Source organism: Pseudoxanthomonas sp. JBR18, assembly GCF_028198165.1.
GTDB lineage: Bacteria > Pseudomonadota > Gammaproteobacteria > Xanthomonadales > Xanthomonadaceae > Pseudoxanthomonas_A.
The window spans coordinates 2,501,429-2,526,473 of sequence record NZ_CP116339.1 but is presented as its reverse complement, the minus strand read 5'-3'; the positions used below and the strand labels follow the sequence as shown (position 1 = coordinate 2,526,473).

21 protein-coding genes are annotated in these 25,045 nt (G+C 68.3%); 7 read left to right on the top strand and 14 right to left on the bottom strand.

The annotated features are described in order from the left end of the window. Positions 1-14 precede the first annotated feature (14 nt). Positions 15-689 carry a YitT family protein gene (locus PJ250_RS11300; protein ID WP_271644654.1) on the top strand — a complete coding sequence of 225 codons (675 nt, stop codon included), beginning with the start codon at positions 15-17 and terminating at the stop codon, positions 687-689. A gap of 15 nt (positions 690-704) precedes the next feature. Here PJ250_RS11300 and PJ250_RS11295 read toward each other — a convergent pair whose 3' ends face one another. From PJ250_RS11295 to PJ250_RS11280, 4 genes are all read right to left on the bottom strand, one after another. Beyond that, a complete protein-coding gene (locus PJ250_RS11295) occupies positions 705-3,191 on the bottom strand; it encodes a methyl-accepting chemotaxis protein (protein WP_271644652.1) in 2,487 nt (828 codons plus the stop codon). Positions 3,192-3,402: 211 nt separating this feature from the next. Further along, positions 3,403-5,394 carry a glycoside hydrolase family 2 protein gene (locus tag PJ250_RS11290; protein WP_271644651.1) on the bottom strand — a complete coding sequence of 664 codons (1,992 nt, stop codon included), beginning with the start codon at positions 5,392-5,394 and terminating at the stop codon, positions 3,403-3,405. Between the two features lie 348 nt (positions 5,395-5,742). Then, positions 5,743-6,411 carry a PAQR family membrane homeostasis protein TrhA gene (locus tag PJ250_RS11285; RefSeq protein ID WP_271644649.1) on the bottom strand — a complete coding sequence of 223 codons (669 nt, stop codon included), beginning with the start codon at positions 6,409-6,411 and terminating at the stop codon, positions 5,743-5,745. Between the two features lie 528 nt (positions 6,412-6,939). Beyond that, positions 6,940-8,961, bottom strand: a complete 2,022-nt coding sequence (locus PJ250_RS11280; RefSeq protein WP_271644648.1) for a M3 family metallopeptidase — start codon at positions 8,959-8,961, stop codon at positions 6,940-6,942. A 175-nt stretch (positions 8,962-9,136) separates the two neighbouring features. Here PJ250_RS11280 and PJ250_RS11275 point away from each other — a divergent pair, with 175 nt between their 5' ends. Then, on the top strand, positions 9,137-9,859 hold the full coding sequence (locus PJ250_RS11275; RefSeq protein ID WP_271644647.1) for a GntR family transcriptional regulator: 723 nt from the start codon (positions 9,137-9,139) through the stop codon (positions 9,857-9,859). Between the two features lie 70 nt (positions 9,860-9,929). Here PJ250_RS11275 and madM read toward each other — a convergent pair whose 3' ends face one another. The 10 genes from madM to PJ250_RS11225 all read right to left on the bottom strand — a co-directional run bounded on the left by madM (position 9,930) and on the right by PJ250_RS11225 (position 18,416). Next, on the bottom strand, positions 9,930-10,700 hold the full coding sequence (gene madM / locus PJ250_RS11270) for a malonate transporter subunit MadM (RefSeq protein ID WP_271644646.1): 771 nt from the start codon (positions 10,698-10,700) through the stop codon (positions 9,930-9,932). Next, a complete protein-coding gene (gene madL / locus PJ250_RS11265; RefSeq protein WP_271644645.1) occupies positions 10,697-11,092 on the bottom strand; it encodes a malonate transporter subunit MadL in 396 nt (131 codons plus the stop codon). Before madL ends, madM begins: the two co-directional genes overlap by 4 nt. 73 nt (positions 11,093-11,165) lie before the next feature. Further along, positions 11,166-12,089 carry a malonate decarboxylase subunit epsilon gene (gene mdcH / locus PJ250_RS11260; protein ID WP_271644644.1) on the bottom strand — a complete coding sequence of 308 codons (924 nt, stop codon included), beginning with the start codon at positions 12,087-12,089 and terminating at the stop codon, positions 11,166-11,168. After that, entirely contained in the window at positions 12,086-12,952 is an 867-nt protein-coding gene (gene mdcB, locus PJ250_RS11255) for a triphosphoribosyl-dephospho-CoA synthase MdcB (protein ID WP_271648602.1), read from the bottom strand. Before mdcB ends, mdcH begins: the two co-directional genes overlap by 4 nt. A 2-nt stretch (positions 12,953-12,954) precedes the next feature. Further along, positions 12,955-13,605, bottom strand: a complete 651-nt coding sequence (gene mdcG / locus PJ250_RS11250; protein WP_271644643.1) for a malonate decarboxylase holo-[acyl-carrier-protein] synthase — start codon at positions 13,603-13,605, stop codon at positions 12,955-12,957. Next, on the bottom strand, positions 13,598-14,302 hold the full coding sequence (gene mdcE, locus PJ250_RS11245) for a biotin-independent malonate decarboxylase subunit gamma (RefSeq protein ID WP_271644641.1): 705 nt from the start codon (positions 14,300-14,302) through the stop codon (positions 13,598-13,600). Before mdcE ends, mdcG begins: the two co-directional genes overlap by 8 nt. Beyond that, the gene (locus tag PJ250_RS11240) at positions 14,293-15,201 is read right to left on the bottom strand and encodes a biotin-independent malonate decarboxylase subunit beta (RefSeq protein WP_271644640.1); all 909 of its coding nucleotides are present in this window, start codon (positions 15,199-15,201) and stop codon (positions 14,293-14,295) included. Before PJ250_RS11240 ends, mdcE begins: the two co-directional genes overlap by 10 nt. Beyond that, positions 15,198-15,515 carry a malonate decarboxylase acyl carrier protein gene (gene mdcC, locus PJ250_RS11235; RefSeq protein WP_271644639.1) on the bottom strand — a complete coding sequence of 106 codons (318 nt, stop codon included), beginning with the start codon at positions 15,513-15,515 and terminating at the stop codon, positions 15,198-15,200. The genes PJ250_RS11240 and mdcC overlap by 4 nt, the downstream gene beginning before the upstream one ends. Before the next feature lie 10 nt (positions 15,516-15,525). Then, a complete protein-coding gene (mdcA, locus tag PJ250_RS11230; protein ID WP_271644638.1) occupies positions 15,526-17,166 on the bottom strand; it encodes a malonate decarboxylase subunit alpha in 1,641 nt (546 codons plus the stop codon). A 149-nt stretch (positions 17,167-17,315) separates the two neighbouring features. Beyond that, positions 17,316-18,416 carry a PLP-dependent cysteine synthase family protein gene (locus tag PJ250_RS11225; RefSeq protein ID WP_271644637.1) on the bottom strand — a complete coding sequence of 367 codons (1,101 nt, stop codon included), beginning with the start codon at positions 18,414-18,416 and terminating at the stop codon, positions 17,316-17,318. A gap of 153 nt (positions 18,417-18,569) precedes the next feature. Between PJ250_RS11225 and cas3 the strand changes: the two genes are divergently transcribed. The 5 genes from cas3 to cas4 all read left to right on the top strand — a co-directional run bounded on the left by cas3 (position 18,570) and on the right by cas4 (position 25,045). Beyond that, complete coding sequence (gene cas3 / locus PJ250_RS11220; RefSeq protein WP_271644636.1) at positions 18,570-20,852, top strand: CRISPR-associated helicase Cas3'; 2,283 nt, start codon at positions 18,570-18,572, stop codon at positions 20,850-20,852. Positions 20,853-21,014: 162 nt separating this feature from the next. Continuing rightward, the gene (gene cas5c / locus PJ250_RS11215; RefSeq protein ID WP_271644635.1) at positions 21,015-21,689 is read left to right on the top strand and encodes a type I-C CRISPR-associated protein Cas5c; all 675 of its coding nucleotides are present in this window, start codon (positions 21,015-21,017) and stop codon (positions 21,687-21,689) included. Then, entirely contained in the window at positions 21,686-23,530 is a 1,845-nt protein-coding gene (gene cas8c, locus PJ250_RS11210) for a type I-C CRISPR-associated protein Cas8c/Csd1 (RefSeq protein ID WP_271644634.1), read from the top strand. The genes cas5c and cas8c overlap by 4 nt, the downstream gene beginning before the upstream one ends. Beyond that, a complete protein-coding gene (gene cas7c, locus PJ250_RS11205) occupies positions 23,527-24,393 on the top strand; it encodes a type I-C CRISPR-associated protein Cas7/Csd2 (protein WP_271644633.1) in 867 nt (288 codons plus the stop codon). Before cas8c ends, cas7c begins: the two co-directional genes overlap by 4 nt. A 19-nt stretch (positions 24,394-24,412) precedes the next feature. Then, positions 24,413-25,045, top strand: coding sequence for a CRISPR-associated protein Cas4 (cas4, locus tag PJ250_RS11200; RefSeq protein WP_271644632.1), 633 nt, complete (start codon positions 24,413-24,415; stop codon positions 25,043-25,045).

The window sequence follows — 25,045 nt, the reverse complement described above, 5'->3', positions numbered from 1 at the left end:
GCCGAGCGGCTAGAATGGCCGTCCCCACGTCGCACCGCATCGCCATGTCCTCCACCCCGACCGCGCCCGCCGCGTCGGCGCCCTTGCGCGTCGCCCCTGCCCGCCATTCCTGGCTGGATAACCTGCAAGGCTTCACCTTCGGTGTGGTGATGCTGGCGTTCGGCACGTCCATGTTCAAAGCCGCCGGGCTGATCAGTGGCCAACTGGCCGGGTTGTCGCTGCTGGGCGCGCACGTGAGCGGGCAGTCGTTCGGGCTGCTGTTCCTGATCGTCAACCTGCCCTTCTATGCCTTCGCCGTGCGCGTGCGCGGCTGGGCGTTCGCCGCGCGCAGCCTGGCCGCCATCGTCGCGGTCGGCCTGCTGGCCGACCACGCCGGCCAGTGGATCGATTACGCACGCCTGAGCCCGGTCCTGGCTGCCGTCGTCGGTGGCTTCTGCGCGGGCATCGGCCTGATCGCCCTGTTCCGCCATGGCACCAGCTGCGGCGGCATGGGCATCCTGGCGATGTACGTCCAGGACCGCACCGGCTTCCGGGCCGGCTGGCTGCAACTGGGCTTCGACCTGACCCTGATGGCGTGCGCCTGCGCGGTGCTGCCCCTGCGCGCGGTCGCGGTCTCGGCGCTGGGCGTGGTGGTGATGAACCTGAGCATCGCCTTCAACCACCGCCGCGACTGGTACACCGCCGGCTGAAACCGCCGCGGTGGCTCAACCCACCGCCCGCAGCTTGGCCTTGACCGGCTCGGGCTGGACGATGAAGGCCTGCGCCGCTTCGCTCAGATGCCCGGCCTGTTCGAGCAGGCTGCGCGCCGCCGCATTGGACTCCTCGGCCAGGGCGGCGTTCTGTTCGGTGCCCTGGCCGATCCCGCGCAGCAGCCGGTCGACGCCGCCCACCGCCTCGCCCTGGCGCTGCGAGGCGGCGTTGATCTGCTCGACCACGCCGACCACGCGCTCCACGCGCGAGAGGATGTCGTCCATGGTCGCGCCGGTGGAACCCACCAGCTTGGCGCCCTGCTCGACCTGCTGCAGCGAGCCATCGACCAGCTTGCGGATCTCCTGCGCCGAGGCCGACGAGCGCTGTGCCAGGTTGCGCACCTCGCCGGCCACCACCGCAAACCCGCGCCCGTGGCTGCCGGCGCGCGCGGCTTCCACCGCGGCGTTGAGGGCCAGCAGGTTGGTCTGGAAGGCCAGGCCGTCGACCGTGGCGACGATCTCGGCGATGCGCCGCGACGAGCCCCGGATGTGATCCATCCCGGCCACCGCGGCGTGGGCGATCTCCCGCCCCTGGCGCGCCGCCTCGCTGGCCTCGACCGCCATCGCCACGGTGTCGCGCACGCGGGCGATGTTCTGTTCGACCTCGCCGGAGACCTGGTCCATCAGCTGCATGGCCGCCCCCAGATCGCTGGCCTGGCGCTCGGTGCGGGCCGACAGGTCCGAGGTGCCCGAGGCCATTTCCTCGGCCGAGGCGCGCACCTCGCCGGCCGAGCCCTGGATGCCGGTGACGATGCCACCGACCTGCTCGATCGCCGCATCCAGGCCCTGGCGCAGACTGGCGTACAGCCCCTGGTGATCGCCGCGCATCCGCTCGCGCAGGTCGCCGCGCGCGAAGGCCTCCATGACCCGGGTGACCTCCAGCAGGCGCGTCTCGACGCTGTCGAGCAACAAGTTGATCTTTTCGGCCAAGACCCGCACGAAGCCCGCCTTGCCGTCCAGTCCGATGCGCTCCTCCAGATGGCCGCGCGCGGCATCGGCCACCAGCGCGGCCACCTCGTGCTCGATCACGCGCTCCAGGCGGCGATCCTGCCATTCCATTGCCAGGCCCAGCAGCTGCCCGTTGTCCAGCACCGGGCTGACCTGCAGGCGGAAATGACTCATGCACAGTTCGGTCTCGCCCGCCTGAGGTTCGGCGCGCTCGCACGCGGCGGTCAGCATCGCGGCCACCTGCGTGCCCAACTCGCCCGCCCGGGTGCCCAGCAGGGTCTCCCCTCCCAGCCCGGCACGGGCGAAGTCATCGGTGAGCGCGTCGTTGACGTAGACCACCATGCCCTGTGCATCGGTGACCATGACGCTGGCCTGGACCGCGTCGAGCGCCTGACGCACGCGCGCGTTCTCCCGCGCGGTGGCGCGTTCGCCTTCGATCCGCTGCCGCAGGCTGGCCTGCATGTGCTGCAACGCGGCCCCCAGGGTCCCCAGTTCATCGTTGGGGTTGTGGATGGCCAGGCGGCTGTCGAGGCGATCGTCGGCGATGTCCCTGGCGAAGGCGACGGCCTGCTCCAGCGGACGCACGATGGCGCGCAGCAGCAGGACCAGCATCACCACCAAAACAACCGCGACGGCGACCAGGGTGATGGAGAACATCGCGTTCATCCACGCACGCTCGTCGGCCTGCGTCTTGCGCCCCTGCTGCAGCAGCGCGTCCTGCTGCCTGTTGAGCGCGGCCAGGGCGGGCACCACCTTGGCCGCGGCCGCGTCCAGCGACTGGACTTCGCTGTCGACCCCGTAACGGGCAGCGGCATAGGCGATGAAGCGATCCTGATATTGCTGCATGAGCGTGCGGATCTGTTCGCGCGCGGCCTCGGGGATCCTGGATTTCTGCAGCAGCAGCTCGAAGGGCATGGCCTCGGCCCCCAACTGGTCGGCGTACTTCTGGTCGCGACGCAGGATGAAGTCCTTCTCGTGCCGGCGCATGGTCAGCATGGAGACTTGCAGGGCCGGCGCGTCGTACTGGCCCAGCACGTTCTCCACGCCATGCACCGCCTCACGCAGTTCGCCCTGCAGTCCGGAATCGGCATCGTGCCCCAGTTCGGCGATGCGCTCGTCCAGCGACTCGGCCGAGGCGAGGTAGTCCTTGATCGTAGCCTGGAACGTCGCCGCCGGCCCGGTGCCAGACGGTTTGCCCAGCGCTGCCTGGGCCAGGTCGCGCCGCAGCGTGGCGCGCGCGGCGTTGAAGCGCTTGCCACTGTCCACCGAGAAAGACAGGGCATACTCGGCCTGCAGCCGGCGCGCCTCGTTGAAGGCCTGGGCCAGCCGCTGGACGGTGGCGTTCCGCTCCTGGAAGCGCTGCAGTTCGGTATCGGCCGCCGTGGTTCCGGCACTGACCCGCCAGTAGGCAAAGCCGACCACGGCAAGTCCAAGGACAACGGCGATCAGGCTCACGCGGAGCTTGGTCGCAATGGTGAGCATGGGGAGTTTCATCGAGGGGCACCAGGCGCAATGACGCCCCTGTATCGGCCCGGCCAGCGCGGACTTGAGCGCTTTTTTTCAAGCGCAGCCAGGCAAGGCCTGGCGCGGATGCGCAAGCACATCACCCAACGATGACGGCGCCATGACAGGCACGGGGTCCGGCGTGCCGCGGCGCATGCGGCGGTTGACGCGCGACGGGCCGACGCCTGTCGCGCGGGAGGCGTCAGTCGGCCGCTGCCGGGGACGCTTCGACCAGCGGCGCGTGGACCCGGGCGAAGTCGGCGGCCGGCATCTTGGGCACCTCGCGGTCGTAGGTCATCAGGCCGTTGATCTCGCCTTCCACGTCGGTGGTCTGGGTATAGACCGCCGCGCTCAGGCCCACCTCGCGCGCCTGGCGGATGATCTCGGCGAACTTGCGCTGGTAGCGCTGCCGGTAATCGTCCTGATCCTTGGCCGTTTGATATCCCCAGTTGCGATTGGCCGGGAACCACAGATGGCCCTCGATGGGCAGGCCGATGCCGCCGTATTCGCCAATCACGATGGCCCGGTGCGTGTGTCGCTCCGGCACGTGCGGCACGTCCTCGTAGGTGTGGATGTCGAACAGATCCGAACCGGCATCGCCGGTATCCAGCCAACCGCTGGTCTTGTTCACCACGCGGCTCGGGTCCAGCGCCTTGACCGCCTGGGCCAGGCGCGTGGAGGCGTATTGGCCCCAACCTTCGTTATTGACCACCCAGGTGACGATGGACGGATGGTTACGCAGGTCGCTGATCATGCGCAGCAGCTCGTACTCGAATTCATCGGAGACGCGCGCGGGGAACAGCACCTCGTCGTTGGAGGCCTGCCGCACGAACTGATCCAGGCTGTCCTCCTCCTCGCCCGAGGGCATGTCCTGCCAGATCAAGATGCCCAGCCTGTCGGCCATGGCGTAGTACTGCGCCGGCTCGACCTTGATGTGCTTGCGCAACATGTTGAAGCCGGCACGCTTGAGGAACTTCAGTTCGAAGGCGATCGCCTCTTCCGACGGTGGGGTGAGCAGGCCGTCGGGCCACCAGCCCTGATCCAGCGTGCCGTTCTGGAACAGCGGCTGGTTGTTGAGCAGCATCACCGGCTGGCCCGGGATGGGGCCCGGCCCAATGGAGCTCTTGCGCATGGCGAAGTAGCTGCGTACCTGGTCACGCGGTGTGCCGACCACCTTGGCCTTGGCATAGGCCTGCGCCTCGACCTCGGTGAGCAGGGAATCGTCGCGTCGGCCATTGGGGCGGTGCTGGGAGGCGTCGGCCTGGTCGAAGGGCGGCTGCACCGACACCAGTTCCACATCTAGGTCATAGAGGAAGGGTCGGTCCGGCGACCACAGCTTGGCCTCGGGGATCGCCAGGCGCGTGCGGCGGTTGGCGCGCACCACGCGCGTGGCCACCACGCGCTTGCCGTCGCGCGCGGTGATCCGCACCGCGTCGGCATCGCTGGCGCTGCGGTTGAGCGCGACGTTGACGTCCAGCATGCCGGCATCGATGTCCGGAGTCATGTTGACGTCTTCGATGTGCAGCTTGGGCACCGGCTCCAGCCACACCGTCTGCCAGATGCCGCTGACCGGTGTGTACCAGATGCTCTTGGGGTCGAGCTGCTGCTTGCCGCGCGGCTGGGCGCCGTCGGAGGTGGGATCGGTGACCTGCACCACCAGCTCGTTGTCACCGGGCTTGAGGTAGTCGGTGATGTCGAAGGTAAACGTATCCGAGCCACCACGATGCGAGCCGACGACCCCACCGTTGACCAGCACGTGCGCCTCGTAGTCGACCGCACCAAAATGCAGCAGCACCTGCTGCCCGGACCAGTCGGCGGGAATGGTGAACTGGCGCCGGTACCAGATGCGGTCTTCGGGTGTGACCTTGCGCGCCACGCCTGACAGCTTGGATTCCACTGCGAACGGCACCAGGATCTTCCCGTCCATCGCAGTGGGCTGAGCTTCGGTCTTGGGCCGGATTGCGTAGTCCCATTGGCCATTGAGGTTCTGCCATTGCGCACGTTGCATCTGCGGGCGCGGATAACTGCGCCAGGCATTCTCCGGCGTGACCTGCTTGCCCCAACGCGTGACCAGGTCGCTGGTGTAGACATGGTCGTCGCCGACGGCGGCGGTCTGCTGCGCCAGCGCGATGCCGGGAGCGAGGAAGCACAGCGCCGCGAGGGCCAGCGGGACGCGGACGGCCTTGATCGTCATGGTGTACAGATCCTTCAGTGGCGTGCAGGCGCCTGACGCCGGCACAGATGAGCCAGGCGACACCACCGGACGCGATGCCGCAGCTAATGTCCGACAATATGACGAACGCGGCCGATCATTCCACGCGCCTGCAAGTCATGGCAAGCCGCAGTGCAAGTTAAAAATTTTAAGTGTGGCCTGGGACGGGGCGGCACGCGCCGAAGCGATCGCGCTGGCACTGCAGGATCGTCAGAGGCGTGTTGCGTTTTCACGCGGGACCGGCCGTGCGCGCTGGCGGGAAGACGCGGAGATCGCAGTGCTGAGGATGCAGGCGAGGCGCTGCATCGACGCGGGCTTCGAGCGCCAGGATCAACCCTGCGGCAACGGCCTCAGGCACAGCCAGATGGCGATCCAGTGCGCCAGTGCGCCCCCGAGCACGTGCGCATGCCACAGCGCGCGGTTGTAGACCATCGCCTTGCGCACGTAAAACCCAACGCCGATGGTGTAGATCAGGCCGCCGGCGGCGATCAGCCACAGCACCGGCGCAGGCAATCCCGCGATCATCGGCTTGATCGCCACGATGCCCACCCAGCCCAGCAACAGGTAGATCGCCACCCAGAAGCCCTTGCCCAGCCCGGGCAGGCACAGCTTGGCGAACACCCCGAACAGCGCCACGCCCCACACCACCGCGATCATCGTCCACACCCACGCGCCGGACAGCGCCAGCACCAGGAACGGCGTGTACGAGCCGGCGATCATCACGAAGATCCCCGCATGATCCAGCTTGCGCAGCACCGGCTGGCGCGCGGGCGCGGCGAAGTTGTACGCGGCCGAACAGGCGAACATCACCAGCAGCCCCAGCGCATACACGCAGGTGGCCAGCAGCAATGCCTCGTTGGCGAGTGCGCGCCACACCATCAGCGCCCCGCCGGCGATGGCCAGCGCCAGCCCGGCGACGTGGACGATCAGGTCGGCGCGACGTGCGGCGGCGGTCTTGTAATGCGGCGCGGAAATGGGGGGACCGGGCACGGAACTCATCGGGACAGCAGTGGGGCCGAACAGGATACGCGGTGGCAGCGTGTGCCATCGCCCAGCGCCGCAAGATGCCGGTCCAGATCTCGCGGTAGCGCGGACCTTGGTCCGCTGCGCTCCGCCGCCGCCCTCCTGGGAAAGCCCCGCCGAGCAAGCTCGGCGCTACACCGGGATTGTCTGTAGAGCGGACCTCGGTCCGCTGCGCTCCGCCGCTGCTTTCCTGGGAAAGCCCCCGCCGAGCAAGCTCGGCTCTACACCGGGCCTGTCTGTAGCGCGGACCTTGGTCCGCTGCTCTCTGCCGCTGCTTTCCCGGGAAAGCCCCCGCCGAGCAAGCTCGGCGCTACACCAGGCCTGTCTGTAGAGCGGACCTCGGTCCGCTGCTCTCTGCCGCCGCTTTCCTGGGAAAGCCCCGCCGAGCAAGCTCGGCGCTACACCGGGCCTGTCTGTAGAGCGGACCTTGGTCCGCTGCTCTCTGCCGCCGCCCTCCTGGGAAAGCCCCCGCCGAGCGAGCTCGGCGCTACGGGGCACGCGGGGTCAGGCGGCCATGCCGTTGTGTCGCAGCAGTGCGTCGATGCTGGGCGCGCGGCCGCGGAAGGCGGTGAAGTTCTCCAGCGCCGTGCGGCTGCCGCCACGCGAGAGGATTTCGGCACGGAACCGAGCACCGGTGTCGGCCAGTTGGTCCGGCGCCTCTTCGAAGGCGGCATAGGCGTCGGCGCTGAGTACCTCGGCCCACTTGTAGCTGTAATAACCCGCGCCATAGCCGCCGGCGAAGATGTGGCTGAAGGCATGCGGGAAACGCCCCCACTTGGGCGCGCGGTTGACCGCGACCTCATCGCGGATCCGCTCCAGCAGGTCCATCACGCTGTCGGTGGACGGATCGAAAGCGCTGTGCAGTTCCATGTCGAACAGCGCGAACTCCAGCTGGCGCACGGTCTGCATGCCGCTCTGGAAGTTCTTGGCCGCGATCATCTTGTCGAACAGCGCGCGCGGCAACGCCTCGCCGGTCTCCACATGCCGGGTCATGCCCTCCACGCGCGACCATTCCCAGCAGAAGTTCTCCATGAACTGGCTGGGCAGCTCCACCGCGTCCCATTCCACGCCGTTGATGCCGGCCACCGACAGCTCGCCGACTTCGGTCAGCAGCTGGTGCAGGCCGTGGCCCATCTCGTGGAACAGGGTGATCACATCATTGTGGCTGAAGGTCGCCTGCGCGCCGCCCACGCCCTTGCCGAAGTTGCACACCAGATACACCAGCGGGGTCTGGTCACCGTCCGCGCGCTGGCGCCGGTTGCGGCAATCGTCCATCCACGCGCCGCCGCGCTTGCCTTCACGCGCGTACAGGTCCAGGTAGAACTGGCCCACCAGGGTGCCGTCGGCGTTCTGCAGGCGGAAAAAGCGCACATCCGGGTGCCACACCGGCGCGGTATCGGCCACCACGTCCACGCCGTAGAGCGACTTGATCACGCCGAACAGGCCAGCCAGCACCGCGTCCTCGGTGAAGTACTGCTTCACCTCCTGCGCCGAGAAGCTGTAACGCGCCTGCTTGAGCTTCTCGCTGACATAGGCCACGTCCCACGGCTCCAGCGTCTCCAGGCCCAGCTCGGCACGCGCGTAGGTTTCCAGCGCGGCGCGGTCCTGCCGCGCATACGGCAGCGCGCGGGTGCCCAAATCGCGCAGGAAGGCCAGCACCTCGGCCGGGCTGGCCGCCATCTTGGTGGCCAGCGAATACTCGGCATAGGAGGCAAAGCCCAGCAGCTGGGCCAGCTCGGTGCGCAGGGCCAGGATGCGGTCGATCAGCGGCGAATTATCCAGCTTCTCCTCGCCGGCCTCCGAGGCGCGTACCGCGTAGGCACGGTACAGGGTCTCGCGCAGCGCCCGGTCGTCGGCGTAGCTCTGCACCGGCAGGAAGCACGGCATCTGCAGGGTGAACTTCCAGCCCGGCTCGCCATCGGCCTTGGCCGCCGCGCGGCAGGCCGCGATCACGTCCTCCGGCAGGCCGGACAGGTGCTGCTTGTCCTTGATCCAGAACTCGTACTCGTCGGTGGCGTCGAGCACGTTTTCGGAGAACTTGGCCGACAGGCTGGCCAGTTCCTCGCGCAGCTCGCCAAAACGCGCCTTCTGCGCCTCGGGCAACTCGGCACCGCCGAGGCGGAAATCGCGCAACGCGTTGTCCAGGGTCTTGGCGCGCGCCGGGTCCAACGTGGCCGGGTCCAGGCTTTCGGCCAGGGCGCGGTACTGCGAGAACAGCGCCAGGTTCTGCCCCAGCGCACTGCCGAAGCGCGTCACCTTGGGCAGGTTGTCGTTGTAAGCCTTGCGCAGCTCGGGTGAGTTGACCACGCCCTGCAGGTGGTTGACCTGGCCCCAGGCGCGCCAGAGCTTTTCGGTCGCATCGTCCAGCGGCACCACGAAACTGTCCCAGGTCACCGGGCTGACGGTCTCGGCGTGCTTCACCGCCGCCTGCGCGTCGGCCAGCAGCGTATCGATGGCCGGTGCGACGTGCTCGGGCTTGATCGCATCGAACTTGGGCAGGCCGGAAAAATCGAGCAGCGGATTCATGGTGGAGGACTCCAAAAGCGTGGGGCAGGCGACCAATCTGGGGACGCGACGGCCCGCGGGCAAGCGCGCGCGCCATGATACGGCGCCGCCCCGAATCCCGGGATCGCGCACGGCGGGGCGTGCCCCCAAGGATTAAGATGGCGGTCTGATCTTTCGCACCGGCCTGCGCCCGTCCATGACCCTGACGCCCGACAAGTCCACCAGCTCCCGCCGGCGCGTGCCGATGTACGAGGAAGTGGCCGACACCCTGCGCCAGAAGATCTACGACTACGTGCTGCCGCCGGGCGACTGGATCGACGAGCCCGCGCTGGCGCAGGAACTGGGTATCAGCCGCACGCCGCTGCGCGAGAGCCTCAAGCTGCTGGCCGCCGAAGGTCTGGTGCAGATCGAACCCGGGCGCGGCGCACGCGTGACAAGGCTGACCCTGGAAGACCTCAACGAGCTGTTCCCGGTGATGGCGATGCTGGAAGGCCGCTGCGCCTTCGAAGCGGTGCGCAAGATCGACGCCGATGGTCTGGCCCGCCTGGAATCCCTGCATGCGGCGATGGAAGCGGCCGCCGAGCGCGGCGACATGGCCGAGTTCTACCGCAACAACTACCTCATCCACGAGGCCGTGCAGGACCACGCCGACAATCCCTGGCTGATCCGGGTCACCCACGACCTGCACCGCATCCTCAAGATGCACCGCGGCCGTCAGCTGCTCACGCCCGGGCGCATGGCCATGTCGCTGAGCGAACACCGCGAACTGATGGTGTGTTTCCGCAACGGCGATGCCGCCGAAGCCGAGCGCACCATGAACCGCCACCTGCTCAGCCAGGGCGATGCGCTGGCCAAATACGTCGCCGCCGGCGGCAAGCTCAACGTGCCCGCGCCCTTGCCGCGCAGCGGCGCGCGCTGACGCACCAACGCCGACGGCCCGCCATCACTGGCGGGCCATCGGGCCGTCTTGCAAAACGCTGCAGCGAAGGCTAGCCGCCCATCACCGCGCGCGTGGCCAGGAACAGGATCGACGGACACATCAGGCAGCCCAGGCCCGTGTAGAAGGTCGCGGTCATCGCCCCGTACGGCATCAGCCGCGGATCGGTCGCCGCCAGGCCACCGGCCACGCCGCTGGTGGTGCCCATCAGCCCACCGAACACGATCGCGGTCTGCGGGTTGTTGAGCTGGATCCACTTGGCCACGAACGGCGTGCACACCATCACCAGGATCGACTTGATCAGGCCGGCGGCGATGCTCAGCGCCATCACGTCCGAACTGGCACCGATCGCCGCGCCGGTCACCGGACCGACGATGTAGGTGGCCGCACCGGCGCCGATGGTGGTCATGCTCACCGCATCGGTATAGCCGAACGCGTAGGCGATCGCCGCGCCGATCACAAAGCTCACCACCACGCCAAGCAGCAGCGAGATCACGCCGGGAATGCCCGCCCCCTTGAGCTCGCGGATATCCACGCCGAAGGCGGTGGCGATGATCGCGAAATCACGCAACATCGCGCCGCCCATCACCGCCACGCCGGCGAACAGCGGGATGTCGGCCATGCCCTTGCTGCCACCGGTCTTGAGCCCGCCGAACCAGGCCAGCACCAGGCCCATCGCAATGGCGATGGCCGAGGCATGCACGCGCCCGCCGGTGAGATATTTGGAGATCAGCTGGGCGACCAGCATGATTGCGCCGATGATGGCAAAGCCGGCCAGCAGGCTGTTCTTGTCCACCACCTTCATGAAGGCGTCGAGGATCATGGCAGTTCTCCTTCCTTGATCGGCGGCAGCGGCACGATGGGCGTGCGCCGCAGCTTGTTGAACACCACGATCAACGCCCCACAGGCCACCGTGGCCAGCAGGCCGGCCAGCAGCGCGGCCGGCCCGCCCTTGAGCGCGCCGATGACGTTCTGCTGCGCGGCCATCGCCACCACGATCGGGATGTAGATGGCATTCCAGAAGTTGACGCCGTAATCGGTCAGCGGCGTGCGACCCCGCTTGTGCAACCACGTGGAGGCGGCGATCAGCAGCACGATGCCGAAGCCCACCCCGCCCACATTCGCCTTGACCCCGAGCAGCTGGCCCAGCAGCTCTCCCAAGAACAGCCCGACGATCGTACAGATCGCCAGGATTGCCACACCAAAGATCACCATGAAGCTGCCCTCCCGAGCCTAGCCGGACGCCGTTGCGTCCTGATGTTGAAGTCGGCTTGCGCCATCCACCCGCCTAATGCATCACGCGCTCGCGCGCGCCCTCCACCCACTCCGCAACGCCTTCCAGCGTCTGGAATTCCTCGACCGCGCGCGCCTCGCACCCGGCCCATCCATCGCGCGCCATGCGCGCCAGGGCCGTCCCCGGGCCCAGTTCCAGGAACACGCGCGCCCCGCGTTCGACCGCCTGGGTCATCACGCTGCGCCACTCCACCGGCTCGGCCAGTTGCCGGGCCAGACTGTCGATCACGTCCGCGCGATCGGCGAGGCGATGACCATCGATGCCGGCCAGCACGTCCAGCACCGGCGCCTGGAGCTGCGCCTTGGCCAGCGTGTCGGCAAAGTTCTTAGCGGCCGGCGCCAGCCAGCGCGTATGCGCGGGCACACGCACGGGCAGGCGCACCGTCCGGGCGCCAAACCCGTCGGCATCGCGCTGTATCGCGCGCAGGCCCGCCTCGCGTCCGCCCAACACGACATGGTCCTCGTCGTTGACGATGGCCACGGCCAGGTCGTGCGTGTCGCACAGCCGCTCGATCGTGCGTCGCGACAGGCCGATCACCGCCAGCAGGCCGCCGTCGGCGGGACTGGCAGCGTCCATGCATGCCGCGCGCGCCTGGGCCAAAGCCAGGCAGGCCTGCGGCGTCATGCTGCCGGCGACGCCGTGCGCGGCCAGTTCGCCCACGCTGTAGCCCAGGACCAGGATCGGCTTGGGCAGCCGTGGCTGTAGCGCGGCCCAGGTGGCCAGGGTCGCCGCGCACACCAGCGGCTGGGCGATGGCATTGTCGAAGCGTGTCTCGCCGGCTGCCAGCGACTGCGGCGCGGCCTGCAGGAGCGAGGCGGCCTGCTTCAGCACCGCGTCGGCGGCCGCCTGCCCACGCAGCCGCGCGAACATGTCCGGATGCTGTGCGCCCTGCCCCGGACATAGCAGCGCCAGGCTCATCCGCGCGCCTGCCGGTCGAGGAACAGCGTGCAGGCGAGCAGGTCGGCACTGCCGCCCGGGCTGAGCCGCCGCGCGACGAAGGCGTCGCCCAGCGCCTGCAGCTGTGCGTGCCAGTCGGGCTGCCACACGCTGCCGCGCGCGAGGAAGGCACGGGCCTGTTCTTGGGCGAACCGCAGCCCCTCCGCGCCGCCACGGTGCAGCAGGTTGAGGTCATCCACCTGGGCCATCAATGCCATCAGCACATGGGACTGCACCGCCTCCGATGGCAGGCCCGTCTCGCACGCCAAGCGCAGGGCCGGCAGCGCGACCTGGCGCAACAGCGGGAAGCCAAGCGCCGCCTGCTCGCGCACGCCGGCCACGCCATGCGCCCGGCGCATGCGTTGGCCGGGGCTGTCCGGGTCCAGCGGAGCGGCGTCTAGTTCGGCGCGCCAGTCACGGACCGCAAGGCAGACCGCTTCGGCCTCGGGCGCGCCGCCTGCCACCGCGTGCAGGCGCCCGGCCGCGGCGGTCAACAGGCCCAGGCTGAAGATCGCGCCGCGATGGGTGTTGATGCCGCCGGTCGTGCGCAGCATCGTCGCTTCGGCCTGCACACCTAACTGGCGCAGCGTCGCGAACGGCGCCTGCGCCTGGCCGGCGCGGGCGATCGCATCGAAATAACCGCGCAGCGCCATCAGGCTGCGCCAGAAGGTGCGCGCATCCATGTCGGCATGGCTGCCGGCGTCCCAGGGCGTGACCAGTCCCGGCTTGGGAGACAGCGCGAATTCGGCGTGCAGGCTAGCCACCGCCAGGCGGCCCAGGCCTGCCACTCGGGCATCGCCTGCCCGCTGCCCGCTGAAGGCGAGTGCGCGCTGTGGATCGCGCATGCTCATGCGGCCACCTGGCGGATGTCGAACAGGTCCAGGCGCGGCTCCAGGCGGGCGTCGTCGTCGGTCTTGACCAGCACGCGCGGCGCACCGGAGGCCAGTTCGCGCCAGCTCATCGCACGTCCATCGCGCAGGCGCAGTTCACCGTCAACGCGCTGCCCACTGCCCTGCTCCCAATCGGCGAGCAGCGCCACGATGGCCTCGATCCGCTCGGGCTGGTCGATGTCCCACAGCAGGTCCAGGTCGGAGGCTGCGTGGACGTAGTCCAGGCCGGTGAGCGTCTGCCAGGCGAAGGCGCCGAACACGCGCGGCGTACAGCCCAGCGCCTCGGCCCGCGCACGCAGCGATGCCAGCGCCGGCTGCAGGGCGCGCGGCGCCGCGTCGATCACCTGCGCCAGTGGCGGCAGCGGCGCGGTCCGCACCACCGCGCTCGCCGCTGCGCGGGCCGCCAGGCGCTGCTTGCCCTCGGCCGGCGGCAGCGGCACGCCCAGGTGCACCGGATCGCCCGGCGTGCCGGGTGGACGCCGGGCCACGATCATCGGATGCCCCTGCGCACACCATGCGCGCAGGCGCACCGCCTGCGCCGGCGAGACCGCCTGCACGGCGTCTGGCGGCAGCCAGACCAGCGTATGGCGGCGCAGCGGCTCAGGCATCGCCGGCGGCCACCGCAGCGGAGACATCGGCGGCCAGCGTGCGCCCGCCGCGCTGCGCGCCCAGCGCGCGCCGGGTATCGCCTTCGCGCGGGGCCTGCAGCGCATCGACCAAAGCCTGGGCCAGGTCGCCCTCCCAGATCGCGCGCACCGCGCCCATCGCCACGTAGTTCTCCACGCCCGGCGCGAACACCGGCGAGCTCTGCGACAGGGCCTGCAGCTTTTCCAGCGGCTGCTTGGTCACCCGCGCCATGGCCCGCAGGTCCATGACCCGCACCTGGGCCTCGGGCAGCGCATAGACCGCATCGGCCATCAGCCCGAAGGACAGGAAGCCGCCACTGACCGATTCGCCATAGACCAGCGAGACCAGCGGTGCGCCACGGCCGCGCGCCAGCTCCAGCGACTTGGCCAGGTGCGCGAAGTAACCATTGATGCCCAGCAGCTCGTCGCGCCGCGCCAGGCGCTGGCCGGCGGTATCGACCAGCATCACGATCGGGCGCTGCGGATGGGCCTTGGTGCTGGCGATGACGGTGGCGGCCAGGGCCAGGGCGTGGTCGACGCCGACCTCCAGCTTGTTGGCCGTGCCAATGACGGTGACCTCGCCCAGCGCGGTGGTGGCCGTGCCGGTCAGCACATCGTCGCGCACGCGGACGCGATGGCCCAGCGGGAACAGCCGCTCCAGTAGTTCGTTCAATACCATGTGATCCTCCGGCCGGCGGTGGCTTCCAGGAAGGCGTCGGTATCCAGCAGTGGCAACTGCTGCGGCTGCGCGATTCCCAACGCCTCCCACACCTGCAGACCATCGCGGCAACCGCCAAAGGCCGCAATGCGCTGTGCCAGGCGCGCGTGTTCGCCTTCCAGCGCCTGCAGCTGTTGCGCTTGGTCGTCGGCGGGACGCAACTGGTCGAGCACTTTGATCGCGGCCTGGACGAATGCATCGATGCGGTCGGACACCAGCAGCGCGGCCTCGCCCAGCAGCACGCGGTGCTTGCCACCGGTCACGCGCCACACCAGCGCGCGGTCGCGCGCGTCGAATTCCTCCACGCCTCGCACCGTCTCGATCACCTCGGGGCCGGACAGCGAGAGCCGCCCTTCCTCGGACATCAGCACCGCGCTGCAGCAGCGCGCGACGATGCCCATCCCGCCGAACGCGCCGTTGCCGCTGCCGATCAGCGCCAGCACCGGCACCCCGGCTGCGCGCGCGGCCAGGGTGGCGCGCATGATTTCAGAAATGGCGATCAGCCCGGCGTTGGCCTCGTGCAGGCGCACACCGCCGGTGTCGAGCAGCAGCAGCACCGCCTCGGGCTTGACCTGGGCGGCGCGCTCCAGCAACCCGACCAGCTTGGCGCCATGCACCTCGCCCACGCCGCCGCCCATGAACTGGCCCTGCTGCGCGGCGATCAGGACCTTGCGCCCCTGCAGCAGGCCTTCGCCGACGACCACGCCATCGTCGAAGGCGCCCGGCTGGTCCAGCTGGGCCAGGTGCGGGCTCATCATGCGTCGGCGCGGACCGACGAATTCGCGGAAGCTGCCCACGTCCAGCAGGCCATCGATGCGCTCGCGGGCATCGGCCTCGTAGAAGCTGCGTGCCGTGCTCATGCCGCGCCCTCCTGCAGGGTTTCCACCGCCTGGTCCAGGCGCAGGGTGACCACCGCCGGGGTGGCACCGACATCGTGGATGGAGATGCGCACGTCCTTGAGCGGGTGGCGCGCGGCGAAGTCGTCCAGCACCGCCTGCCAGATCTGGCCGAAGCCACGTGCGGCGGTGACGATCTCGATCTCCATCGCCCCGTCCAGCGCGGTCGGTTCGATCATGACTTCCAGGTTGCCCGAGGCCACCACGCCGACCAGCACGTGATCGAGCGTGCCGTTGGGCGCGGTGCGGCCGTCGTAGCGGTAGCGCAAGGTTTCCATCGCGTGCCTCTTACCAGTTGCGGAAGCGCTTGGGCGGGTCGTACAGGCCGCCGGACCAGCGCACCAGGTCCTTGACCGTGCGCGCGGCCAGCAGGTCGCGCGTGGCATCGCGGGTGCGGATGCCCAGATCGTCGGGACGTTTGATCACCCCGCGGTCGCGCAGGTTCTCGACCATGCGCTTGTTTCGGCTCAGGCCCACGGCGGTGTAGCCGGCCACGCCGCGGATGGCCTGCTCGCGTTCCTCCGGGGTGCGGCACAGCAGCAGGTTGGCGATGCCTTCCTCGGTCAGCACGTGGCTGACGTCGTCGCCGTAGATCATCACCGGTGGCAGGTCGAGCTTGGCGCGTTCGGCCAGTTCCCACGCGTCCAATTTGTCGACGAAGGCCGGCGCCATGTGCTCGCGGAAGGTTTCCACCATCTGCACCACCAGCTTGCGCCCGCGCGGTATCTCGCCGGGGCGGGCGGCCTCGCGGCCGGCCTTGAGCCAGGCCGGACTGCCGTGACGACGCCCACGCGCGTCCGAGCCCATGTTGGGCGCACCGCCAAAGCCGGCGATGCGATCGCGCGTGGCAGTGGAGCTGTTGCCGGCCAGGTCGATCTGCAGCGTCGAACCGATGAACATGTCGCAGGCATACAGGCCGGCGGTCTGCGAAAAGGCGCGGTTGGAGCGCATCGAGCCATCGGCGCCGGTGAAGAACACATCGGCGCGCGCGGCGATGTAGTCCTCCATGCCCAGCTCCGAGCCGAACGAGTGCACGGATTTGACGAAGCCCGATTCGATCGCCGGGATCAGGGCCGGATGCGGATTGAGCGCCCAGTGCTGGCAGATCTTGCCTTTCAGTCCCAGCGACTCGGCATAGGTGGGCAGCAGCAGTTCGATCGCCGCGGTGTCGAAGCCGATGCCGTGGTTGAGGCGGTTGACCCCGTACTCGGCGTAGATGCCCTTGATGGCCATCATCGCCATCAGCACCTGCACCTCACTGATCTGCGCCGGGTCGCGAGTGAACAGCGGTTCGATGTAGTTGGGCTTGGGCGCGTGGGTGACGAAGTTCACCCAGTCGGCCGGGATGTCCACGCGCGGCAGCGTGTCGACGATCTCGTTGACCTGGGCGATGACGATGCCGCCCTTGAACGCGGTGGCCTCCACGATCGCCGGGGTGTCTTCGGTATTGGGGCCGGTGTAGAGGTTGCCGTGGCGGTCGGCCGCGTGCGCGGCGATCAGCGCCACCCGCGGGGTCAGGTCGATGAAGTAGCGACCGAACAACTCCAGGTAGGTGTGGATCGCGCCGAGTTCCAGGCGGCCCTCGCCCAGCAGCCGGGCCAGGCGCACCGACTGCGGTCCGGAGAAGGAAAAATCCAGCTTCCTGGCGATGCCCTTCTCGAACACGTCCAGATGCGAGGCCAGCGACAGCACCGACTGCACCATGTGCAGGTCGTGCACGCGCGCCGGATCGACCCGGGTCAGGCACTCGGCCAGGAAATCGGCCTGCTTCTGGTTGTTGCCTTCCAGACAGACGCGGTCGCCGGGGCGCAGCACGGCCTCCAGCAGCGCCACCACGTTCTCGCTGCGCACCAGCCGGCCCCGGGCCAGCTTCGACGCGGCCTGCAGACGCTCGGTCCGGTCGGCACTGAGGGTGTTCCAATCCGCCATTGCATCACCAGGAATTACTTCGTAATTACAGAGTAATGATTCGACTGCCTGCGTGCATGCGGCGGCGCAACAGATCGCCTGATCCCGATTTGTAGCGGGCGAATGACCCTCGGCCAGCGGCCCTCGCCGCCGTCGCCCAGGCCCCGGACTCAGGCCTGGGCGGTGGCCAGCTCAGGCAGTGGCGCGCCACTGACGGCGGCGTGCCAGGCCGCGTCGCTGTCGGCGGTGTCGATGCCGCAGCGCGTGTACCAGGCCGGATCGTAGTAACTGTGGGCGTAGCGATCGCCGGCATCGCACAGGATGGTGACGATGGACCCGGCCTGGCCGGCCGCCTGCATGGCCTGGGCCACGTGCAGCACGCCGACCAGATTGGTGCCGGTGGAGCCGCCCACGCGCCGCCCCAGGGCCGTGCTGGTCCAGCGCATCGCCGCCAAGCTCAGGGCATCGGGGATCTTGGCCATGGCATCGACGCAGGTCGGCACGAAGCTGGCCTCCACGCACGGGCGGCCAATGCCCTCGATGCGCGAGCCACAGTGGTGGCGACGCGCGGCATCGGCGTTGCCGGCCAGCGCGTCACGGTAATAGTCGAAGAACACCGAGTGCTCCGGATCCACGCACAGGATCTGCGTGGGATGGCGCCGGTAGCGCACGTAGCGGCCCAGGGTGGCGCTGGTGCCGCCGGTGCCCGGGCTGCACACAATCCACGCCGGCACCGGGTGCGGCTCGGCCGCCATCTGCTTGAAGATGGACTCGGCGATGTTGTTGTTGGCCCGCCAGTCGGTGGCGCGCTCAGCGTAGGTGAACTGGTCCATGAAGTGCCCGCCACTCTCGCGCGCCAGGCGGTTGGACTCGGCATTGAGCGCGCCGGGGTCGTCCACCAGGTGACACTGCCCGCCGTGGAAGGTGATCGCGGCGATCTTCTCCGGCGAGGTGCTGGCCGGCATCACCGCGATGAAGCGCAGGCCCAGCAGGCGCGCGAAATAGGCTTCGGACACCGCCGTGGAGCCACTGGAGGCCTCGATCACCGGCGCGCCCTCGCGCAGCCAACCGTTGGCCAGCGCGTACAGGAACAGCGAGCGCGCCAGCCGGTGCTTGAGGCTGCCGGTGGGGTGGCTGGACTCGTCCTTCAGATAGACGTCGATACCCGGATAGCCCGGCAGGGCCAGCGGGATCAGGTGGGTGTCGGCCGAGCGGTTGAAGTCGGCCTCGATCTTGTGGATGGCGGCGGCCACCCAGTCGCGCTGCGACATGGGACTGAACATCGGTGAGAGGACGCGTCATTGTATCGCCCTCACACGCGCCGCCGCCCGCGCAGCGCCCGGTCTGAGCCGATGCGATTCAAGCGGACTATGCTGTGAGGCGATCGCCTGCCGCGAGCGCGGGCGGTGTACGGAGATGGGGACATGGACTTCTATGCGCACTCGACCGAGCGCCGGGATCGCAGCGATTGGCAGGGGCTGGCCGAACATCTGAACGGCGTCGGCGAACGCGCCGCGGACCATGCCGCCGCATTCGGCGGCCAGGTGATGGCGCGCGCGGCCGGGCAATTGCACGATCTGGGCAAGTACACCGAAAAATTCCAGGCCCGCCTGAATGGCGACCCATCCAGGGTGGACCATGCGACCTGGGGTGCACGGAAGGCGTGCGAGCTGTACGGCAAGGGTGGAACGTTGCTGGCCTACGGCATCGCCGGGCACCATGCAGGGCTGGCAGACGGACAGCGTGACGATCTGACCTCCCGCTCCTCGCTGCGCGAACGGCTCTCGGACGAGTACCTCGCACACGCGCTGCCGCCGTTGCTGCCGGACTGGCAGCGCGAGATCGTGCTGCCCGCCAAGCTGGAATTCCCGACAGGATTCAGCGGCCATCCTCGCACCGAGCGCCGCACGTTCCAGATGACGGTCCTCGCGCGCATGCTGTTCTCCTGTCTGGTCGATGCCGATTTCGTCGATACCGACGACTTCTATCGGCGTGTGGAAGGACGCAAGACACGCGTCGAGGACGCAGGCACGCGACCGACGCTGCAGCAGTTGCGGGAACGGCTGGACCGGCATCTGGCCGGCTTTCCTACCGAAGGCGGCATCAACCCGCTCCGCACCAAGATCCTGCGCGACGCGCGGGCCAGGGCGCACGCGCGCCCCGGCCTGTTCTCGCTCACCGTACCGACCGGCGGGGGCAAGACCCTGACCTCGCTGGCATTCGCGCTGGATCACGCCCTTGCGCATGGCTTGCGCCGGGTGATCTACGTGATTCCTTTCACCAGCATCGTCGATCAGACCGCCGCGGTGTTCCGCCATGCACTCGACGTCCTCGACCGCGACGACGTGGTGCTGGAACATCACAGCGCGTTCTTCGACGATCCGTCCAAGGAGTTGCAGGCGATCGACAAGCGCAAGCTGGCGATGGAGAACTGGGACGCGCCGATCGTGGTCACCACTTCGGTGCAGTTCTTCGAGAGCCTGTTCGCCGACCGCCCCGCGCGCTGCCGCAAACTGCACAACATCGCCGCCAGCGTGGTGATCCTGGATGAAGCGCAAACCCTTCCGCAGAAATTGTTGCGCCCGTGCGTGGCGCTGCTGGACGAGTTGGCCCGCAACTACCGGGTCAGCCCGGTGCTGTGCACCGCCACTCAGCCAGCGTTGCGCCAGGACCAGGGCTTCCCCGACGGCCTGGAGCAGGTCGAGGAACTGGTGGCGGAACCGGAGACGCTATATGCGCAGCTACGCCGCGTGCGAGTGCGCCATGTCGGCACGCTGGACGACGCCGCGCTGGGCGAGCAGTTGCGTGAACGCGCGCAGGTACTGTGCATCGTCAACAATCGTCGCCATGCCCGAGCCCTGTTCGACGCCATCGCCGAACAGCCCGGCGCGCGCCACCTGACCACGCTGATGCACGCACGGCATCGCAGTGTGGCGTTGGCGCAGGTGCGCGACGACCTGAAAGCGGGCAGACCGTGCCGGCTGATCGCGACCAGCCTGATCGAAGCGGGCGTGGACGTCGACTTCCCGACCGTCCTGCGCGCGGAAGCCGGTCTGGATTCGGTGGCGCAAGCGGCGGGGCGCTGCAACCGCGAAGGCCGACATCCAGCCGATGCCAGCGAGGTCTTGGTGTTCGCCCCAGTGCAGTGGCAGCCGCCGCAGGAACTGAAGTTGTTCACCGAAGTCTTCCGCGAGGTCGAGCGCACCCATCGCGACGACCTGCTGGCAATGGATGCGCTCCATGCCTACTTCAAGGCGCTGTATCGGCGCCTGGGCGACGAACTGTTGGACAACACGGCGATCCTGACCCAACTGCGCAGCGCCGGCCTCGACGACCTGCCGTTCGACACGCTGGCGCAGAAATTCAGGGTGATCCAGACCAGCATGCGCTCGGTGATCGTGCCCTACGCGCCCTACGCCACCGACCCGGACAAGGAGGTCCCCGAGGTCGTCGAGGTCCTGCTGCAGCTAGAGCACGCCGAGCGGATCGGCGTGGCCGGCGCGGGCCGGCGCCTGCAGCCGTGGCTGGTACAAGTCCCCGAGCAGGCATACAAAGCGCTGTGGCAGGCGCATGCCATTGTCCCGGTCGCGCCGGAGCGCTACGGCGAGCAGTTCGTGCGTTTGGTCAATTCGCGGCTGTACGAAGCCCGGTTCGGGCTGCATTGGGAGGATCCGCAGTTTCTGGAAGGAGAGCGATTGTGCTGGTAGGCGAAGCGGCGCTTGTGCTTAGACTTCGATCAACGAGAAAGAACGGTTATTGCCGTGTCGCCATCAACTGCGACACGTGCCCGCATCGGACGCATCTCAATCAGTGAGAAAACGGTGCAATAGCCTGGAAATGGCGACACCTGAACCATTGGGGGAACAAGGATGAGTTACGGAGTCAGGCTCCATGTCTGGGGCGATCGGGCGCTGTTCACGCGTCCGGAGATGAAAGTGGAGCGGGTGTCCTACGACATCATCACGCCTTCGGCCGCACGTGGCATCCTCGAAGCGATTCACTGGAAGCCGGCGATCCGTTGGGTAGTGGACGGCATTCAGGTGCTCAAGCCAATCCGCTTCGAGTCGATCCGCCGCAACGAAGTCGGCGGCAAGTTGTCCGCCGCTAGCGTCGGCAAGGCGATCAAGGCCGGGCGCACCGATGGCCTGGTCAGCTATATCGAGGAGGACCGGCAGCAACGCGCCACCACCCTCCTTCGCGATGTCGGCTACGTGATTGCCGCGCATTTCGAGTTGACCGACAAGGCCGGCCCGGACGACAACGTCGGCAAGCATCTGGACATCTTCAACCGCCGCGCACGCCGCGGGCAGTGCTTCCAGGCGCCCTGCCTGGGCACGCGCGAGTTTCCCGCCAGCTTCGCGCTGATCGAGGATGACGCTGCCGTTCCGTCCACCGACCCCACGCTGGCCGGCGAACGCGACCTGGGCTGGATGCTGCACGACATCGACTTCGCCGACGGCATGACCCCGCGCTTCTTTCGTGCGCACATGGTCGATGGCAGGGTCGCGGTGCCGCCGCCGCAGGATGGCGAGGTGCGCGCATGATCCTGTCCGCGCTCGTCGATTACTACCAGCGACTGCTGGACGATCCGGAATCGGGCATCGCCGCGCCCGGCTATAGCCAGGAGAAAATCGGCTACACCATCGTGCTGGATGCCGATGGCAAGCTCGTCGCGGTAGAAGACGAACACGCCTACGACGGCAAGAAGCGCTTGGCGAAGTCAGCTTCGGTGCCCGCATCGTTCAAGCGACCTGGAACCGGCACGAAGTCGTTCTTCCTTTGGGACAAGACCAGCTATGTCCTCGGCGTGAGCGCCACTAGCAAGCGTAGCGATCAGGAGCACGCCGCGTTCAAGGCATTGCACCAGCAGGCGCTGGCCGGCACCAACGATCCTGGCCTGCAGGCGCTGCTGGCGTTTCTGGCGGCCTGGACACCCGCGCAGTACGCCGACCACCTGGCGTTCGCTCCGCACGGCGAGGCGCTGCTGGACGCCAATCTGGTCTTCCGGCTGGAAGGCGATGCCGGCCATCTGCATGAGCGTGCCGCCGCACGTGCGGCCTGGGACCGGCAGCAAGGCCAAGGCGCCGACGGCGAACCGGGCGTCTGCCTGGTCAGTGGCAAACGGGCGCCGTTGGCCCGGCTGCATCCGGCCATCAAGGGCGTGAACGGCGCACAGAGTTCCGGCGCGTCCATCGTCTCGTTCAATCTCGATGCCTTCACCTCCTATGGCAAGCGCCAAGGCGAAAACGCACCGATCTCCGAACAGGCGGCCTTCGCCTACACTACGGCACTCAACCATCTGCTGCGCCGCGACACGCACAATCGCCAGCGCGTGCAGATCGGCGATACCACCGTGGTGTTCTGGGCGCAGGCCGGCACCCTGACACAGGCGGAGAACGCCGAGGACGTCTTCGCAGAGTTCATGCGTGGCAGTGAGACCGACGATCCCGCCATCGCCGACGGACGGGCCACCCGGCGCCTGGAACTGATCCTGAAGCAGGTCCGGCAGGCTCGCCCCTTGCGCGATCTGGATGACGGGTTGGACGACGAAGCGCGCATCTTCGTCCTCGGCCTGGCGCCGAACGCCTCGCGCCTGTCCATCCGCCTCTGGGAAACGCAGACGCTGGCCGGATTCGCCAAGCGCCTGGCTGACCATTACCACGACCTCACGCTGACGCCACCGGCCTGGAAGCGCGCTCCCACGCCGTCCTACCTCGCCATGCAGACCGCTCCGGTCTACGGCGAACACGGCAAGCCCAAGGCCGAGGACATTGCGCCCTTGCTCGCCGGCGAGCTCACCCGGGCCATCCTGACCGGCAGCCGCTACCCGCGGAGCCTGCTCGGCAGCATCGTGATGCGCTTCCGCGCCGACGGGCAACTCACCCCATTGCGCATCGCGCTGTGCCGGGCCGTCCTAGCACGTGAAGCGCGCTTGCGCAGGCAACAAGGACTGTCAACCGAACAGAGGGAACCACCCATGAGTCTCGATACAGGCAATACCGATCCCGGCTACCTGCTGGGGCGGCTGTTTTCCTCGCTGGAAAATCTGCAACGCGCCGCACTCGGCGATCGTATCAACGCCACCATCCGCGATCGCTACTACGGCGCCGCCTCGGCCACACCGGCCAGCATCTTCCCGGTGCTGTTGCGCAGCGCGCAGAACCACTTCGGCAAGCTGCGCAAGGACAAGGCCGGCCTTGCGGTCAATCTCGAAAAGGAGATCGGCCAGATCGTCGATGCGCTGCCGCCAAGCTTTCCCCGCAGCCTGCCGATCCAGGAACAAGGCCGTTTCGCGATCGGCTACTACCACCAAAGCCGGGCGCGCTTCGCCCGCAACGACAGCCAGGACGCCACCGACACCGCTTCCGAAGGAGAGACCGCATGAGCGCCATCGCCAACCGCTACGAATTCGTCTACCTGTTCGACGTCACCAACGGCAACCCCAACGGCGACCCCGACGCTGGCAACCTGCCGCGGCTGGATCCGGAGACCAATCGCGGCCTGGTCACCGACGTGGCGCTCAAGCGCAAGATCCGCAACTACGTGGCGCTGGAGCAGGAAGGCCAGCCCGGCCATGCGATCTACATGCAGGAGAAGTCGGTGCTGAACAACCAGCACAAGCAAGCCTATGCCGCGCTGGAGATCGAGCCGGAAGCCAAGAAGCTGCCCAAGGACGACGACAAGGCGCGCAAACTGACCGCGTGGATGTGCAAGAACTTCTTCGACGTGCGCACCTTCGGCGCAGTGATGACCACCGAAGTCAATTCCGGCCAGGTCCGCGGCCCGGTGCAACTGGCCTTCGCCAGTTCGGTGGAGCCGGTGTTGCCGCTGGAAGTGTCGATCACCCGCGTGGCCGTGACCAACGAGAAGGATCTGGAGAAGGAACGCACCATGGGCCGCAAGCACATCCTGCCCTATGGCCTTTACCGCGCGCATGGCTTCGTCTCCGCCAAGCTGGCCGAGCGCACCGGCTTCTCCGAGGACGACCTGCAACTGCTGTGGCGCGCACTGACCAACCTGTTCGAGCATGACCGCTCCGCCGCGCGCGGCGAGATGTCGGCGCGCAAGCTGATCGTGTTCAAGCACGAACATGCGATGGGCAATGCTCCGGCGCACGTGTTGTTCGACAAGGTCACGGTCGAACGCGTAACCGGGGCGGATGCCGGGCCGGCGCGCAGCTTCGCCGACTACCGGGTCACGATCGATCGCGACCTGCCGAGCGGCGTCAGCGTCGACGAACTGTTCTGACGAAGCCGCGGAGCGGGACATGGACGACGCCGACCTGACCCCACTCTCCGCCCTGCAGCACTACTTGTACTGCCAACGCCAATGTGCGCTCATCCACGTGGAGCGGCAGTGGGCAGAGAACCGACAGACGGCCGAAGGGCGCCTGCTACATCAGCGCGCCGACGCACCACAGGCCGAGCGCCGGCGCGGAGTGCGCACCGTCACCGCAATGCCGCTGCTCGCCCTGGAGCTGGGCATCACCGGCAAAGCCGACGTGGTCGAGTTCCACCAGGACGTCGATGGCGAAGTGGCCTTTCCGGTGGAATACAAGCGCGGCCGCCCCAAGGCGCATCGGGCGGACGAAGTGCAGTTGTGCGCGCAAGCGCTATGCCTGGAACACATGCTGGGGCGTGCCGTCCCCGCCGGCGCGCTGTTCTACGGGCAAACGCGCCGGCGCAAGGAGGTCGCCTTCGATGCGGTGCTGCGCGCGCTCACCCTGCGCACCATCGACGATACCCGCGCCATGCTGCACGCTGGCACCACCCCCAGCGCCCGCTACGAGGCCAAGCGCTGCGATGCCTGCTCGCTGATCGAGCTGTGCCAGCCGCGCCTGCTCGGCCGCGGCCATATCGCAGACTGGTTGCGGCGCCAGCTCGACGCCGACGAGGACTGA